The sequence below is a fragment of the Streptomyces sp. NPDC126497 genome (genome assembly GCF_040302425.1).
Classification (GTDB): Bacteria; Actinomycetota; Actinomycetes; order Streptomycetales; family Streptomycetaceae; genus Streptomyces.
In genome coordinates, this window is record NZ_JBEORT010000056.1 from 1 (window position 1) to 14,955 (window position 14,955).

Here is a 14,955-nt window from a genome sequence, read left to right on the forward strand (position 1 = left end):
GACCACGGGCGCCGGCTCCACGGCCCCCGGGTCCGGCGGCCCGTCGGCCTCCCTCCCTGCGGCCGCCGCGCCGGGCGCGACCGGGCGTGCCACGACGGCGCCGCCGCCGTCCTCCTCCGCGCCGCCGGCCCCCCCGACCTCCACGCCGTCGGCGCGGGGGCCCTCCGTCTCCGCCGGCGAGGAGCCGGCCCGCGGCGGTTAGCGCCGCCGACCGCCGGCCCGCGGACGCCCCCGTCCCGGGCCGTGTCCCCGACCATCACTCGGGCGCATCCGGCATGCCCGCACCCGGGCCCGTCATGCCGTACGCCGGAAGGAGAATGTGAACCCCTCATGAGAACCGCGAGGCGCCCGGCACCTGCCGGCCGCCGCTCGTCCGCCGCGTCCGCCGCACAGACGGCGCTGCCGCGCCGGGCGCCACTGCCTGCGCACCACCCGGGACCCGTCCTGGACGTGGTGGTGCCCGTGCACAACGAGGAGAACGACCTGGAGCCCTGCGTCCGGCGGCTCCACGCGCACCTGGCGGAGACCTTCCCCTACACCTTCCGGATCACCGTCGCCGACAACGCCAGTACGGACCGCACCCCGGCGATCGCCGAGCGACTGGCCCGGGAGCTGCCGGGGACGGAGTGGATACGGCTGGACGAGAAGGGCCGCGGCCGGGCCCTGCACACCGCCTGGTCCCGGTCGTCCGCGCCGGTGCTCGCCTATCTGGACGTGGACCTGTCCACCGATCTCGCGGCCCTGCTGCCGCTGGTGGCGCCGCTGATCTCCGGGCACTCGGACATCGCGATCGGCACCCGCCTGGCCCGCGGCTCCCGGGTGGTGCGCGGGCCGAAGCGGGAGATCATCTCCCGCTGCTACAACGGGCTGCTGCGCGGCGCCCTCGCGGTGCGGTTCTCCGACGCCCAGTGCGGTTTCAAGGCCGTGCGGCGGGACGTCGCCGAGCGGCTGCTGCCGCTGGTCGAGGACCGGGGGTGGTTCTTCGACACCGAACTGCTGGTGATCGCCGAACGCGCCGGGCTGCGCATCCACGAGGTCCCGGTGGACTGGGTCGACGACCCGGACAGCCGGGTCGACATCCTGTCCACGGCGCTGGCGGACCTGCGCGGCATGGCCCGGCTGGGCCGCGCGCTGGCCGGTGGCCGGCTGCCGCCGGCCGCGCTGCGCCGTCCCGAGGAGCTCGACGAGGCCGCCGGACTGCCGCCCGCCCTGGTCCCGCAGCTGATCCGCTTCGCCGCCGTCGGGGCCGCCAGCACCCTGTTCTACCTGCTGCTGTACAGCGTGCTCCGGCCCGCCGCGGGCGCCCAGGCGGCCAACGCGCTCGCCCTGCTGGTCAGCGCCGTCGCCAACACCGCCGCGAACCGGCGGCTCACCTTCGGGGTGCGGGGCCGGACCGGGGTGCTGCGCCACCAGCTCAAGGGGCTGGCGGCGTTCCTGGTCGGCCTCGCCCTCACCAGCGGTTCGCTGGCCGTGCTGCACCGCACGGCGCCCGGGGCCGGCCCCCGGGTGGAGCTGCCGGCGCTGGTCGCCGCCAACCTCGCCGCGACCCTGCTGCGCTTCCTCCTGCTGCGGGCCTGGGTGTTCCCCGGCCGGCGCCCCCGCCGTACGACAGGGACCTCCGCCTCATGACCACCGCTCCGACCAGTCAGGCCGGTCCGGCCCCCTCCCCCGCGCCCCGTGCCGAGGACGCCCCGCCGGCCGTCCCCGACCCGCGCGAGCGGCTGCGCCGCGCCGTCGCGCGGGTCGGGCCCGTCCTCGCGGTGTACGGCGCGCTGAAGCTCGTCGGCTTCGCCGTCTTCATGTACCTGCTGGACTCGGCCGGCGACTTCCGCGAGAAGCACCCGCGCTTCGGCGGCGGCGCCCACACCTGGGACGTCCTGGGCAGCTGGGACGGCTGGTGGTACCAGCAGATCGCCCTGCACGGCTACGACCCGGCGCTGGAACCCATTCCCGGCGCCACCGGGCTGATCACCCTGGAGGGCAACTCGGCGGCGTTCTTCCCGCTGTACCCGGCGCTGATGCGGTTGGTCTCGGAGGTCACCGGGCTCGGCCCGTACGGCGCCGGCATGACCGTGTCGGTCCTCTCCTCCTTCGTCGCGGCGCTCGGCGTCCACGCCGTCACGGCCCGCCTCGGCGGGTACCGGGCCGGTCTGGTCGCCGTCGGGCTGTGGGCCGTGTGGCCCGGCTCCGGCGCGGAGTGGGCGGTCTACTCCGAGTCCGTGTACACGGCGCTGGCCGCCTGGGCCTGCTACGCCGTGATGACCCGCCACTGGCTCACCGCCGGGGTGCTGACCTTCACCGCCGGCCTCGCCCGGCCCACCGCCGTCACCCTGGTCGCCGCCCTCGCCGTCGCCGGACTGCTCGCGGTGTGGCGCCGCGAGGAGGGCGTGCGCCGCCCGCTGGCCGCGGTGGCGATCGCCCCGCTGGGCGTGGCCGGCTACCTGGGCTGGGTCGGCTACCGGATGGGCGACTGGGGCGGCTACAACAAGCTCCAGGACGGGGCCTGGGCCCACAAGTTCGACTGGGGCCGGCACAGCCTCGACGTGCTGACCTCGGTACCCGTCGGGCACTTCGACTACCGGTTCGCGATGCCCGTGGAGGACCTGATCGGGGTCGGGGTGGTGCTGCTGGTGCCGGTGCTGACGGTGCTGCTGGTACGGCTGCGCCCGCCCGCCGTCCTCGTCGTGTACACGGTGCTGTCGTACCTGATGGTGATGGCGACCCAGCAGTACTTCGGCAACGTCTCCCGCTACCTGCTCCCCCTGTTCCCGCTGTTCGTGCCGCTCGCCCTGGCGATGCGCCGGCTGAGCCGGCCCTCGCTGGCCACGGTGCTGGGCACGGCCGCCCTGGCCTCCGGCTCGTACGCGGGCTACGTCCTGTTCGAACTGGGCGTGCCGTAGTCCTACGCTGGAGGCGTGGACGCCGGGGCGGTGAGGCTGTTCCTGTGCGGGGACGTGATGCTCGGGCGCGGGGTCGACCAGATCCTCCCGCACCCGGGCGATCCCGCGCTGCGGGAGGACTTCGTCCGGGACGCCCGCGGCTACGTGGAGCTGGCCCGGGCCGTGAACGGCCCGGTCCCCCGGCCGGTCCCGTTCTCGTGGCCGTGGGGCCGGGCGCTGGAGGTACTGGCGGAGGCCGCCCCGGACGTGCGGATCGTCAATCTGGAGACCTCGGTGACGCGGAGCGACGCGTTCGCGCCGGGGAAGGCCGTCCACTACCGGATGAGCCCGGCCAACGTGCCCGCCGTGGCGGTGGCACGGCCCGACGTGTGCGTCCTGGCCAACAACCACGTGCTCGACTTCGGGCGCCCGGGGCTCCGGGAGACGCTGGACGTGCTGCACGGCGCGGGCCTGCGGACGGCGGGCGCGGGACGGGACGCCGAGGAGGCGTACGCGCCGGCGGTGGTCCCCGTCGACGGCGGCCGGGTGCTGGTGTTCGCCCTGGGGGCGATGTCGAGCGGCATCCCGCCGGACTGGGCGGCGACGGCGGAGCGGTCCGGAGTGGCCTACCTCGCGGAACCCTCGGCCGCCGCGGCGGAGGCGGTCCTCCGGCGGGTACGGCGGGTGAAGCGTCCCGGTGACGTCGCGGTGGTGTCCGTGCACTGGGGCTCGAACTGGGGCCACCGCGTCCCGCGGAGCCATGTCGGCTTCGCCCACGCGCTGGTCGACGGGGGCGTCGACGTCGTCCACGGCCACTCCTCGCACCACCCCCGCCCGGTCGAGGCGTACCGGGGCCGGCTGGTCCTGTACGGCTGCGGCGACTTCGTCGACGACTACGAGGGCATCGCCGGACACGAGGAGTACCGCGACGACCTGCGGCTCGCCTGCCTGCTGTCGGTCGCCCCGGACGGCGGGCGGCCGTCCGGGCTGCGCATGGTGCCGCTGCGGGCGCGGCGGATGCGGCTGGAACCCGCCGCGGAGGACGAGCGGATCTGGCTGCGGGAGACGCTCGAGCGGATCAGCGGCGCGGACGTCGTCCTCGGCGCCGACGGCGCGCTCGTCCTCGCCTCCCGGTGACCGCTTCGGCCGGGCCTCCCGGGGGCGCCCCCGCCCGGCCGGGGCCGGTGGGCGGGGCGTCCCCGGCGGCGTCGGTCACGCCGTCTGCGGCTGCAGGAAGCGGGCCAGCAGGTCGTCCAGGCTCACCATGCCGGTGAGCCGCCCGGAGCCGTCGCGGACCACGGCCAGCGAGGCACGGCGGCGGCGCAGCAGGTCGATCGCGTCGGCGACCGTGGCGTCGTCGGTCAGCTCGGGCACCGGACGGGCCAGGGCGCGGGCGCCGGCCGCCCGCCCCCGGGCGCGCGCCACCAGGGCGTCCCGGGCGTGCACCGAGCCGAGGACCAGGCCGTGCTCGCGGACCAGGAGCCGGGTGCGGTCGCGGGCCGCGGCGACGCGCAGGATCTCGTCGACGTCGGCGCCGCCGCCCACCGAGACGATCTCGTCCGCCGGCACCTGCAGCTCCCGCACCGGGGTCTGGGGCTCGGTCAGCGACCGCGTCAGCAGCTCCGAGTCCGTCTCGCTGATCAGGCCGAGCCGCTCGGACTCCGCCACCAGGTGGGCGAGCTGCTCCCGGTCGTGGACGGGGGCCAGCTCGTCGCGCGGGGTGACCCGGCACAGCCGCACCAGGGCGTTGCTCACCGCGTTGAGCAGCCGGATCAGCGGCCGGACGGCCTTCACCACGGCCCGGAAGGGCGGCGACAGCAGCATCGCGGACCGCTCCGGGTGGGCGATGGCCCACGACTTGGGGGCCATCTCGCCGACCACCATGTGCAGGAACACGACCGCGATCATGGCGACGGCGAAGGCGACGCCGTAGCTGACCGCTCCCGGCAGGCCCAGCCCGCGCAGCAGCGGGTCGAGTTCGTGGGAGATCGCGGGCTTGGACACCGAGCCCAGGCCCAGGGTGCACACGGTGATGCCCAGCTGGGCGCCGGCCAGCATCAGGGACAGCTCACGCATGCCCGCCAGGGCCGCCCCGGCGCCGCGCCGGCCTTCGGCCGCGGCCTTCTCCATGCGGTGCCGCTTGGCGGCGACCAGCGCGAACTCGGCGGCCACGAAGAATCCGCTGCCGATCAGCAGCAGCACGGTGACGAAGAGCGCCGTAGGGAAACTCATACCTGCTCCTCCGTCCTGCGGACCGTCCGCTCGACGCGCACGCGGTCGGGCACGTGCCGGTCGAGGGTGCGCACGTCGACCACGGCGGCGGTGCCGTCGGGCAGCTCGACCGTGAGCCGGTCCCCGACGGCGGGGAAGCGGCCGAGCCGGTCGACGACCAGGCCGGCCACGGTGTCGTAGTCCTCCTCCGCGGGCAGTTCGACGCCGGTGGCCTCGGCCACCTCGTCCAGCCGGCGGCCGGCGTCCACCAGCCAGCCGTCGCCGTCCGCGACGGCGACGGCGGTGACGGTGTCGGTCTCGTCCGCGATGTCGCCGACGAGTTCCTCGGCGATGTCCTCGTAGGTGACGATGCCGGCCACGCCGCCGTGCTCGTCCAGGACGACCGCGAACTCGTCGCCGCGCTCGCGCATCTGGGTCACGGCGTCGGGCAGCGGGAGGGTGTCCGGCAGCAGCAGGGGGCGCCGGGCGAGAGCGCCGGCCGTGGTGGCGGTGAGGCGGTCGGCGGGCAGGCGCATCAGCTCGGCCACGCCGAGGACGCCGCCGACGTCGTCGGGGTGGTCGCCGAGGACGGGGTAGTTGGAGTGACCGTGCTCGGCGATCAGGCCGACCGCTTCGGCGGCGGTGGCGTCCTCGCGGACGAAGACGGCGTCCACGCGGGGCACCATCACCTCGTCCAGCGTCCGGTCGGAGAACTCCAGGGCGTGGTCGAGCAGCGCGGCGGTGTCCTCGGGCAGCGCGCCCTGCTCGTGGGACTCGCCGATCAGGTGGCCCAGCTCCTCCAGGGTGGCGCCGTGGTGCAGCTCCTCCACCGGTTCGATGCCGACCCGGCGCAGCAGCCTGTTCGCCGCCGCGTCGAAGACGTGCACGAGGGGGCCGACGACCTTCAGGTAGGCGAGCGTGGAGCCGGCCAGCGCCTTCGCCAGCCGTTCCGGCACGGCGATGGCGAGGTTCTTCGGGGCCAGCTCGCCGAGCACCATCTGCACGACCGTGGCCAGCACGAAGGCCAGGACGACCGCGATGCCGCTCACGGCGGCGCCGGGGAGGCCGATGCCGGACAGTGCGGGCCGCAGCAGCGCGGAGACCGACGGCTCGGCGATGAAGCCGACGACCAGTCCGGTCACGGTGATGCCGAGCTGGGCGCCCGACAGCATGAAGGACAGCCGCTCCAGCACCTTCAGGGCGCGGGCGGCCCTGCGGTCGCCGTTCCCGGCCTCGCGGGCCAGGGCGAGGCGGTCGGCGGAGACGTAGGCGAATTCCTGGGCGACGAAGTATCCGGTGCCGGCGGTCAGGACGAAGACGGCCAGCAGCCCCAGGAGGGCGTTCGCGGCACTCATCGAACACCATCCCGCCGCGTGCCGAGCTCAGGAAGTGCCTGGCGGGATGGTCGGGGACTGTGCCCCGGGGGGTCCGTCGGTCTGGCGGACAAGGACGTGCTCCTTCGGTGGGTGTGCGGTGTGCCAACGATTGCGGCCGGCGTGTTGTTCCCGGCCGGGGCGGGTCAGGCGGTGGCCGGGGCCGCCGGTCCGACCAGTTCGGACAGGACGTCCTCCATGGTCACGAAGCCGAGGACGGTGCCGCCCTCCCCCACGACGGCGGCCAGGTGGCTGCCCTCGGCGCGCAGGGCGGTGAGGGTGTCGTCCAGCGGGGTGTCGATGCGCACCCGGGTGACCTTGTGCAGCGCGGTGCGCGGGAAGGGCCGGTCGCGGTCGGTGACGCCGAGGGTGTCCTTGACGTGCAGGTAGCCCAGGACGGCGCCGTCGGGGCCGGTGACCGGGAAGCGGGAGAAGCCCGCCTCGGCGGCGAGGCGTTCCAGTCCGGCGGGGGTGATCGTGTGCGCGGCGGTGCGCATCCGGGGTGCGGGGACCAGGATCTCGCCCACCGGGCGGGTGCCCAGCTCCAGCGCGTCGCGCAGCCGTTCCCCGTCGGCGGGGCCGAGCAGCCCGGCCTCGCTGGAGTCGACGACCATCCGGGCGAGCTGGTCGTCGGTGAAGACGGAGTCGACCTCGTCCTTCGGTTCGACGCGCAACAGCCGCAGCAGGACGTTGGCGAAGGCGTTGACGCCGAAGACGAACGGCCGCAGCGCCCGGGTCAGCGCCGCCAGCGGCGGGCCCAGCAGCAGGGCGCTCGGCACGGGCGCGGCGAGCGCGATGTTCTTGGGCACCATCTCGCCGATCAGCATGTGCAGATAGGTGGCGAGGGTCAGGGCGATGACGAACGCGATCGGGTGCACCAGGCCGTGCGGCACGCGCACCGCCTCGAAGGCGGGCTCCAGCAGACGCGCGACGGCGGGTTCGGCGACCGCGCCGAGCACCAGGGAGGAGACGGTGATGCCGAGCTGGGCGGTGGCCATCATCGCGGACAGGTGCTCCAGCGCCCACAGCGTCATCCGGGCGCGCTTCTCGCCCGCCCGGGCACGGGGTTCGATCTGGCTGCGGCGCACCGAGATCAGGGCGAACTCGGCGCCGACGAAGAACGCGTTGGTCAGCAGGGTCAGGGCGCCGACGGCGAGCTGCAGGACGGTCATCGGACCGCCTCCCCGGTCCGGGGGAGCCGCGCCGTGACCGGTGCGGTGATGCGTATGCGGTCGGCGCGGTGGTGCTCGACCTCCAGCACCTCGAGCCGCCAGCCGTCGAGGTCCACCACGTCCCCCGGGACGGGGATGCGGGCCAGGCGGGTGGCGATCAGTCCGGCCACGGTCTCGTAGGGGCCCTCGGGCGCGGTGAGCCCCACGTCCGCGAGCCGGTCGGGGCGGACGCTGCCGCCGGCCTCCCAGACCGCGCGCCCGTCCGCCGTCGCCGGGGCGGACACCAGGTCGGGGACCTCCAGGGGGTCGTGCTCGTCGCGGACCTCGCCGACGACCTCCTCGACGATGTCCTCCACGGTGGCCACGCCCGCCGTGCCGCCGTACTCGTCGATGACCACGGCCATGGTGCGGTGCGCGCGCATCCGTTCCAGCAGCCGGTCGGCGGTGAGGCTGTCGGGGACCAGCAGGGGCGGTGCGGTCAGGCCGGTGACGGGTGTGCCGGCGCGCTTCTCCGGGTCCAGGGCGAGCACGTCGCGGATGTGGACGGTGCCGACCACCTCGTCGAGGGTGTCGCGGTAGACCGGGAAGCGGGACAGGCCGGTGGCGTGACTGAGGGCGGCCGCGTCGGCCGCGGTGGCGTGCGCCTCCAGCGCCTTGACGTCGACCCGCGGGGTCATCACGTTCTCCGCGGTCAGCTCGCTCAGGTGCAGGGTGCGGACGAAGAGTTCGGCGGAGTCCGCCTCCAGGGCGCCCTCTGCGGCCGAGTGCCGGGCCAGTGCGCCCAGTTCCTCGGCGGTGCGGGCGGAGGCCAGCTCCTCGGCGGGCTCCAGGCCGAAACGCCGTACGAAACGGTTGGCGGTGCCGTTCAGATGGCCGATGAACGGACCGAAGGCGGCGGTGAAGGCGCGCTGCGGGCCCGCCACCACCTTCGCGACCGCGGCCGGCCGGGAGATCGCCCAGTTCTTCGGCACCAGTTCGCCGACGACCATCAGCACCACCGTGGACACCAGGACGCCGAGCACGGTGGCCGCCGTCGGGGCGGCGTCGCCCAGGCCGGCCGCCCGCAGCGGTCCGCGCAGCAGCGCCGCGAGGGACGGCTCCGCCAGCATGCCGATCACCAGTGAGGTGACGGTGATGCCGAGCTGGGCGCCGGACAGCTGCAGCGTCAGCTGCCGTACGGCGTTCAGCGCGCCCTCGGCGCCGCGCTCGCCGGCCGCGGCGGCACGCTCCAGGTCACCGCGCTCGACGGTGGTCAGGGAGAACTCGGCCGCGACGAACACCGCGCACGCCAGGGTCAGCAGCAGGGCGAGCAGGAGCAGCAGGAGCTCGGTCACCGCGCCACCCCCGCTCCCTCGGTGGCCGGACGGCGGGAGGTGGCGCGGCTGCCACCGGGAGGATCACCCATCGGGAGACCGTCGCTCCTTCTCGGACGCGGGGGACGACATGTGTGGAAGCAGGATGTCCTGGCTCCGCACCAACTGTAAAGGAGACGCAAAGTGCCCCCGATCGATCCCCTATGCTTCTACTCGTTTGTAGAAGTTATAGCGCGTGCCGCCGTGTGCGCGGCACGCGCCCCCCATGGATCACACGCACGTTGAAGGAGTGGACGCCACCATGGTGTTCAAACGACTGCTCGGCTCGCTCGGCGTGGGCGGCCCCACCGTCGACACGGTGCTCGACCCCGGTCCGGTCCGGCCCGGCGGCGCGCTCACCGGCCAGGTCCACCTCAAGGGCGGTCAGGCCGGTTTCGACATCGAGGGCATCACCCTGGAGCTGGTGGCACGGGTCGAGGCCGAGCACGAGGAGGGCGAACGGGAGGGCGTCGTCGCCTTCGACCGGTTCACCGTCGGCGGCGGCTTCCGGCTCGCGGAGGGCGAGGAGCGGAGCGTGCCGTTCAGCGTGACGCTGCCCTGGGAGACCCCGGTCACCGAGCTGTACGGACAGCCGCTGGGCGTCGTGCTCGGCGTGCGCACCGAACTGTCGGTGGCGGGGGCGCGGGACAAGGGGGACCTGGACCCGCTGACCGTCGCGCCACTGCCCGCCCAGGAGGCGGTCCTGGAGGCGTTCGGCGCGCTCGGCTTCGCCTTCCGGTCGGCCGACCTGGAGTACGGCCGCATCGGCGGCACGGGGCAGCGGCTGCCCTTCTACCAGGAGATCGAGATCGTCCCGTCGCCGCAGTACGCGGACCGGGTGAACGAGGTCGAGGTGACCTTCCTGGCCGGTCCGGGCGGCATGGAGGTCGTCCTGGAGGCCGACAAGCGCGGCGGCCTCCTCTCCGGCGGCCACGACGCGCTGGCCAGGTTCACCGTCGGCCACCACGACAGCCGCGACTGGACCGCCGAGGTCGACGGCTGGATGCGGGAGCTGGTCGAACGCCGGGCGTCCCACGCCCCGTACGGTCACGCCCACGCTCCGTACGGCTCCCACGACGATCACCACCGGTCCGGCCCCGGCGTGGGGACCGCGATCGCCGCGGGCGCCGCCGGACTGGCGGTCGGCGTGGTCGGGGGCATGGTCGCGGCGGAGGTCGTGGACGAGGTCGGGGACTTCTTCGAGGGCGAGGAGGAGTAATTTCTACACTACTGTAGAAGTAATGGCGTCCGGGGCACTCGCGCCCGGACGCCTCCCGACACGTACGGAGTGCTCATGGCCCTGTGGGACCGCCTCAAGGAGTCCGCGTCGACGATGCAGACCCAGCTCATGGCGAAGAAGAACGATCTGAGGAGCGGCGCCTTCCGCGACGCGAGCATGGCGATGTGCGCCCTGGTGGCGGCCGCCGACGGCACGGTCGACCCGTCCGAGCGGCAGCGCGTGGCCCAGCTCATCGCCACCAACGAGGTGCTGCAGAACTTCCCCGCCGACGACCTGCGCCGCCGTTTCGAGGAGAACATCGGCAAGCTGACCGCCGACTTCGCCTTCGGCAGGGTGAGCGTCCTGCAGGAGATCGCCAAGGCGAAGAAGAAGCCCGCCGAGGCGCGGGCGGTCGTCCAGATCGGCATCGTCATCGGCGGCGCCGACGGAGACTTCGACAAGGACGAGCGGGCCGTGGTCCGCGAGGCGTGCTACGCCCTCGACCTGCCGCCGCACGAGTTCGACCTCTGAGCGGCCCCGGCCCCGGGGGGGGGGGCCCCTCCCCCGTGCGCCCCGACCCCCGCCGCCGGCGGGCCCCGGCGCACCGGTCGCGGGCACGTCGGTGCCCGGCTTCGACCTGACGGCCCCCAGCCCCGCGCTGCCGACGGCGGCCGGGGAGCTCGGCGCCACCACCGGCGAGCGGCAGGACGGCGGGCGCGTACACCGTCGCCCTCGCGGCGCCGACGCCCCGCCCCGGCGGCGGGCGCGGGCACCGCACCGGCCGTGGCCCCGCCTCCGGCGGATGCCCGACAATGATCCGTATGACGTCCGCACGCTCCCCCCTCTCCCCCGCCGACCGCCCGCAGCTGAGCCTGCGGGAACGGAAGAAGATCAAGACCCGCGAGGCGATCCGCGCCGCGGCCTACGGTCTGGTCCGGGAGCAGGGGTACGACGCCACGACGATCGAGCAGATCGCCGACCGCGCCGAGGTGTCGCCGTCGACCGTCTTCCGCTACTTCCCGACCAAGGAGGACATCGTCCTCACGGACGAGTACGACGCGATCCTCGTGGAGGAGTTCTCGGCCCGGCCCGCCGACGAACCCTGGGCGGTCTCCCTGCGGCACGTCATGCGCAGGGCCGTCGAGCTCGGGGCCGGCGAGGAGCGCGAGGTGACCCGGCTGCGGACGCGGCTGCTGGCCGACGTCCCCGCGGTGCGCTCGCGGATGCTGGAGGGCATGTCGGTCACCGGCCGCACGCTCGCCCGGGCCATCGCCGGGCGCACCGGCCTCGACCCCGACGGCCTGGAGATCCGGGTCCTGTCGATGTCGCTGACCGGCGGCCTGATGGAGACCTCCCGGTACTGGGCCGAGCACGGCCACCGCGACGACCTGGCCGACCTGGTCGACCGCGCCCTGGACGTCCTCGAGCACGGTCTGTCCGCCACCGGGAAACCCTGAGGCCGTCCCCCCGCGCCATGGCATCCTGGCCGGGTGAACGGTCCCGAGATCCACGTCGAGTTCGCCCCCGAGCTGCTCCTCTTCGTCCCCCGGGCACGGCCCACGGGCGCCACGAAGACCGCCACCGACGGCGTCTCCAGCCTCGGCCACGTCGTCGAGTCCCTCGGAGTCCCGCTGACCGAGGTCGGCGCGCTGTTCGTGGACGGCCGCGAGGTGCCCGCCGGCCACGTGCCCTCCGCCGGCGAGTCGGTGACCGTGCGCGCGGTCTCCCACCCCCAGCGGGTACCGGGCGCACCCCTGCGCTTCCTGCTCGACGTGCACCTGGGCACGCTGGCGCGCCGCCTGCGGCTGCTGGGCGTGGACACGGCGTACGAGTCGACGGACATCGGCGATCCGGCGCTGGCCGCGCGGTCGGCGGCGGAGCGGCGGGTCATGCTCAGCCGTGACCGGGGGCTGCTGCGGCGGCGGGAGCTGTGGGCCGGCGCGTTCGTGTACAGCACCCGGCCGGAAGAACAACTCCGGTACGTGATCGACCGGTTCGATCCCGAGCTACGGCCGTGGACCCGCTGCACCGCCTGCAACGGGCTGCTGCGCCGGGCCACCAAGGAGGAGGTCGCCGACCAGTTGAAGGGCGGCACCCACCGCACGTACGACGTGTTCGCACAGTGCGGTGCGTGCGGGCGGGCGTACTGGAAGGGCGCGCACCACGAGCAGCTGGAGGCCATCGTGGAGCACGCGCTGGCGCTGCGCTCGCAGCGCCGCTGACCCCGAGGGCCGCGGGGAACCGCGGGCCCGTCGCGGCCGGCCGCGGACACGGCCGCCGGTTCAGCCGCCCAGTGCCACGCGCAACCGGTCGGGATCGGTCGTCGGCGCGTCGCAGGTGAAGTTGCGGCAGACGTAGGCGGCCGGTTCGTCCCGGACCAGCGGGCGGTCGGCGAGCAGCGGGAACTCGTCGCTCCCCGGAGTCCCGGCGGCGACCACCGCGCCGGGCGCGGCGCCCAGGAGCGCCGTGCGGTGCAGGGCGGCCGTGGCCGGGTCGTCGAGCGCCGGACCGACCACCGCGACCTCCCGCGGACCGTCCAGTGCGGCCTCGGCGACCGCCAGCCCCCACCCGATGAACCGCGGGACCCGCGGGCCGAGCGTCTTCACCACGCCCAGCGCCCGTTCGGCGGCGGTGCGGTGGGACGCGGAGCCGGTGTGCGCGGCATAGCCGAGCAGGGCGCCCGCGGCGGCGGTCCAGCCGGACGGGGCGGCGTTGTCGGTCGGGTCCTGCGGGCGCCTGATCAGCCGCTCCGCGTCGGACGCCGTGTCGTACAGGGTGCCCGTGCCGGGGTCGGTGAAGCGGGTCAGGACGTGGTCGAGCAGCAGTCCGGCGAACTCCAGCCAGACGCCCTCCCCGGTCACCGAGGCGAGTGCCAGGAAGCCCTCGGCGACGTCGGCGTAGTCCTCCAGCACCCCCGCGTTGGCGCCGGCCCGGCCGTCCCTGCTGGTGCGGGCGATCCGGGCCCGGTCGTCCAGGTGCAGCCGGACCAGCAGGTCGCCGGCGGTGACGGCGGCCTCCGTCAGGTCCGGCCGGTCGAAGTAGGCGCCGGTCTCGGCGAGCGCGGCGATCGCCAGGCCGTTCCAGGCGGCGACCACCTTGTCGTCCCGGCCGGGGGCGGGCCGGGCGGAGCGCGCCGCAAGCAGCCGCTCCCTGATGCCGGCGATCCGCCCGGCGTCGAACACCTCGTCCCGCTGCGGAAGTTGCAGCACCGAGGCGCCTTCCTCGAAGGTGCCCTCCACGGTCACCCCGAAGTACCGCGCGGCGAGTTCCGCGTCGTCGTCCCCGAGGACCTCGCGCAGCTGCGCGGGCGTCCACACGTAGTACGCGCCCTCGACGTGCCGGCCCGTGCCGCCCTCCCGTCGCCCGCCGTCGCCCTCCTGAGGACTTCCTTCGGGCGACACCACCTCTTCGCTGTCGGCGTCCAGCGCGGACGCGAACCCCCCTTCGGGGGTGCGCAGTTCGCGGACCATGAAGTCGGCGGTCTCCAGCGCGACCCGGCGGGCGAGCTCCGAGCCGGTGGCCCGCCACAGGTGGGCGTAGACCCGGCACAGCAGCGCGTTGTCGTAGAGCATCTTCTCGAAGTGCGGCACCACCCAGTCCCGGTCCACGGAGTACCGGGCGAAGCCGCCGCCGAGCTGGTCGTAGATCCCGCCGCGGGCCATCCGCTCGCAGGTGTCCCGCGCCATCTGCAGCGCGCCCTCGGCACCGGTGCGGGCGTGGTGGCGCAGCAGGAACTCGATCACCATGGACGGCGGGAACTTCGGCGCCCCGCCGAACCCGCCGCGCTGCGGGTCGTACTCGCGCGTCAGCCCGAGCAGCGCCTGCGCGAGCTCCTGCTCGCCGGGCACCCGGTCGTCGCCGTAGGACATCTCCCGGCCGGCCAGGTCCCGGGCGATCTTCCCCGCCACCTCGTCGACCTCGCCCCGCCGCTCGTCCCACGCCTGGCGGACGCCCTGGAGCACCTGCCGGAACGACGGCATGCCGTGCCGGGGGGCGGGCGGGAAGTACGTGCCGAAGTAGAACGGCTCGGCGTCCGGGGTGAGGAACACGGTCATGGGCCAGCCGCCCTGCCCGGTCGCCGCCTGCACCGCCTCCATGTAGACGGCGTCGACGTCCGGGCGCTCCTCGCGGTCCACCTTGACGCTGACGAAGTGCGCGTTCATCTCCTCGGCGGTGGCCGGGTCCTCGAAGGACTCGTGCGCCATGACGTGGCACCAGTGGCAGCTCGAGTAGCCGACGCTCAGCAGCACCGGCACATCGCGCCGCCGCGCCTCGGCGAAGGCCTCCTCGGACCAGGCCCACCAGTCGACGGGGTTGTCGGCGTGCTGGAGGAGGTAGGGGGACGTGGCCTGCGCAAGTCGGTTCGCCATACGTCCATCCTGCCCGACGCACCGGGAACAGGCGCAGGACGGCGCGGCCGCCGCCCGCCCTCCCCCGGCGCCGGGCGGCACGGAGGCCGGCACGGCGGTGGCGCAGGAGGAGCTGTCCCAGCTGGGCCGGGCGGCCACGCCCTGCGCGACGGGAGGCTCGCCGACTGCGTGGAGGCCTACCAGCTCCTCCTGGAACGGGGCGTCACTCTGGAGGCGGGCCGGCAGACCTGGCACCCGGGCGTGGTCCCGGGCCGCCACGCCCGCGAGGTGATGGGGGTGCCGGTGGGCGAGAAGGCGTGGCCGCACTGGTCACCGCCCGGTGGCGTCCACCCGCGGCCGGCACCCGGCGCCACCGCGGGCCGGGGCGTCCGCGCGGCCC

Annotated in this window: 12 protein-coding genes and 1 pseudogene; 8 read left to right on the forward strand and 5 right to left on the reverse strand. The window is 74.9% G+C overall.

Going from position 1 to position 14,955, the window contains the following annotated elements; translation table 11 throughout:
- The first annotated feature begins 330 nt into the window (after window positions 1–330).
- From ABTY20_RS22220 to ABTY20_RS22230, 3 genes are read left to right on the forward strand one after another with little or no spacing between them, the layout of a single operon-like run.
- A complete protein-coding gene (locus ABTY20_RS22220) occupies window positions 331–1,629 on the forward strand; it encodes a bifunctional glycosyltransferase family 2/GtrA family protein (RefSeq protein ID WP_351998754.1) in 1,299 nt (432 codons plus the stop codon).
- Complete coding sequence (locus ABTY20_RS22225) at window positions 1,626–2,900, forward strand: putative hexosyltransferase (protein ID WP_351998755.1); 1,275 nt, start codon at window positions 1,626–1,628, stop codon at window positions 2,898–2,900. Before ABTY20_RS22220 ends, ABTY20_RS22225 begins: the two co-directional genes overlap by 4 nt.
- Window positions 2,901–2,915: 15 nt before the next feature.
- Entirely contained in the window at window positions 2,916–4,016 is a 1,101-nt protein-coding gene (locus tag ABTY20_RS22230; protein ID WP_351998756.1) for a CapA family protein, read from the forward strand.
- A 75-nt stretch (window positions 4,017–4,091) separates the two neighbouring features.
- Here the strand turns inward: ABTY20_RS22230 and ABTY20_RS22235 are convergent, their stop codons facing one another.
- The 4 genes from ABTY20_RS22235 to ABTY20_RS22250 all read right to left on the reverse strand — a co-directional run bounded on the left by ABTY20_RS22235 (window position 4,092) and on the right by ABTY20_RS22250 (window position 8,969).
- Entirely contained in the window at window positions 4,092–5,111 is a 1,020-nt protein-coding gene (locus tag ABTY20_RS22235; protein WP_351998757.1) for a hemolysin family protein, read from the reverse strand.
- Window positions 5,108–6,445, reverse strand: coding sequence for a hemolysin family protein (locus ABTY20_RS22240; protein ID WP_351998758.1), 1,338 nt, complete (start codon window positions 6,443–6,445; stop codon window positions 5,108–5,110). The genes ABTY20_RS22235 and ABTY20_RS22240 overlap by 4 nt, the downstream gene beginning before the upstream one ends.
- A gap of 164 nt (window positions 6,446–6,609) precedes the next feature.
- Entirely contained in the window at window positions 6,610–7,635 is a 1,026-nt protein-coding gene (locus ABTY20_RS22245; RefSeq protein WP_351998759.1) for a hemolysin family protein, read from the reverse strand.
- Window positions 7,632–8,969 (reverse strand): hemolysin family protein, encoded by a 1,338-nt coding sequence (locus tag ABTY20_RS22250; protein WP_351998760.1) that lies wholly within the window; start codon window positions 8,967–8,969, stop codon window positions 7,632–7,634. The genes ABTY20_RS22245 and ABTY20_RS22250 overlap by 4 nt, the downstream gene beginning before the upstream one ends.
- A 280-nt stretch (window positions 8,970–9,249) precedes the next feature.
- On the opposite strand from ABTY20_RS22250, the gene ABTY20_RS22255 reads away from it, so the two are divergent.
- The 4 genes from ABTY20_RS22255 (at window position 9,250) to ABTY20_RS22270 (ending at window position 12,428) form a co-directional block, all read left to right on the forward strand.
- Window positions 9,250–10,206, forward strand: coding sequence for a sporulation protein (locus ABTY20_RS22255; protein ID WP_351998793.1), 957 nt, complete (start codon window positions 9,250–9,252; stop codon window positions 10,204–10,206).
- A 75-nt stretch (window positions 10,207–10,281) separates the two neighbouring features.
- Window positions 10,282–10,737, forward strand: coding sequence for a tellurite resistance TerB family protein (locus tag ABTY20_RS22260; RefSeq protein ID WP_351998761.1), 456 nt, complete (start codon window positions 10,282–10,284; stop codon window positions 10,735–10,737).
- A 290-nt stretch (window positions 10,738–11,027) separates the two neighbouring features.
- Complete coding sequence (locus tag ABTY20_RS22265) at window positions 11,028–11,663, forward strand: TetR/AcrR family transcriptional regulator (RefSeq protein WP_502991860.1); 636 nt, start codon at window positions 11,028–11,030, stop codon at window positions 11,661–11,663.
- A gap of 33 nt (window positions 11,664–11,696) precedes the next feature.
- Complete coding sequence (locus ABTY20_RS22270) at window positions 11,697–12,428, forward strand: Mut7-C RNAse domain-containing protein (protein WP_351998763.1); 732 nt, start codon at window positions 11,697–11,699, stop codon at window positions 12,426–12,428.
- A gap of 60 nt (window positions 12,429–12,488) precedes the next feature.
- Here the strand turns inward: ABTY20_RS22270 and ABTY20_RS22275 are convergent, their stop codons facing one another.
- The gene (locus ABTY20_RS22275) at window positions 12,489–14,576 is read right to left on the reverse strand and encodes a thioredoxin domain-containing protein (protein WP_351998764.1); all 2,088 of its coding nucleotides are present in this window, start codon (window positions 14,574–14,576) and stop codon (window positions 12,489–12,491) included.
- A 58-nt stretch (window positions 14,577–14,634) separates the two neighbouring features.
- Between ABTY20_RS22275 and ABTY20_RS22280 the strand changes: the two are divergent.
- Window positions 14,635–14,861, forward strand: a pseudogene (locus ABTY20_RS22280) (hypothetical protein); the annotation flags it as partial.
- Window positions 14,862–14,955 lie beyond the last annotated feature (94 nt).

Coding starts and splice junctions, on each gene's coding strand:
- ABTY20_RS22220 (WP_351998754.1), top strand. CDS start 331: ATGAGAACCGCGAGGCGCCCGGCACCTGCCGGCCGCCGCTCGTCCGCC.
- ABTY20_RS22225 (WP_351998755.1), top strand. CDS start 1,626: ATGACCACCGCTCCGACCAGTCAGGCCGGTCCGGCCCCCTCCCCCGCG.
- ABTY20_RS22235 (WP_351998757.1), bottom strand. CDS start 5,111: ATGAGTTTCCCTACGGCGCTCTTCGTCACCGTGCTGCTGCTGATCGGC.
- ABTY20_RS22240 (WP_351998758.1), bottom strand. CDS start 6,445: ATGAGTGCCGCGAACGCCCTCCTGGGGCTGCTGGCCGTCTTCGTCCTG.
- ABTY20_RS22245 (WP_351998759.1), bottom strand. CDS start 7,635: ATGACCGTCCTGCAGCTCGCCGTCGGCGCCCTGACCCTGCTGACCAAC.
- ABTY20_RS22255 (WP_351998793.1), top strand. CDS start 9,250: ATGGTGTTCAAACGACTGCTCGGCTCGCTCGGCGTGGGCGGCCCCACC.
- ABTY20_RS22260 (WP_351998761.1), top strand. CDS start 10,282: ATGGCCCTGTGGGACCGCCTCAAGGAGTCCGCGTCGACGATGCAGACC.
- ABTY20_RS22265 (WP_502991860.1), top strand. CDS start 11,028: ATGACGTCCGCACGCTCCCCCCTCTCCCCCGCCGACCGCCCGCAGCTG.
- ABTY20_RS22275 (WP_351998764.1), bottom strand. CDS start 14,576: ATGGCGAACCGACTTGCGCAGGCCACGTCCCCCTACCTCCTCCAGCAC.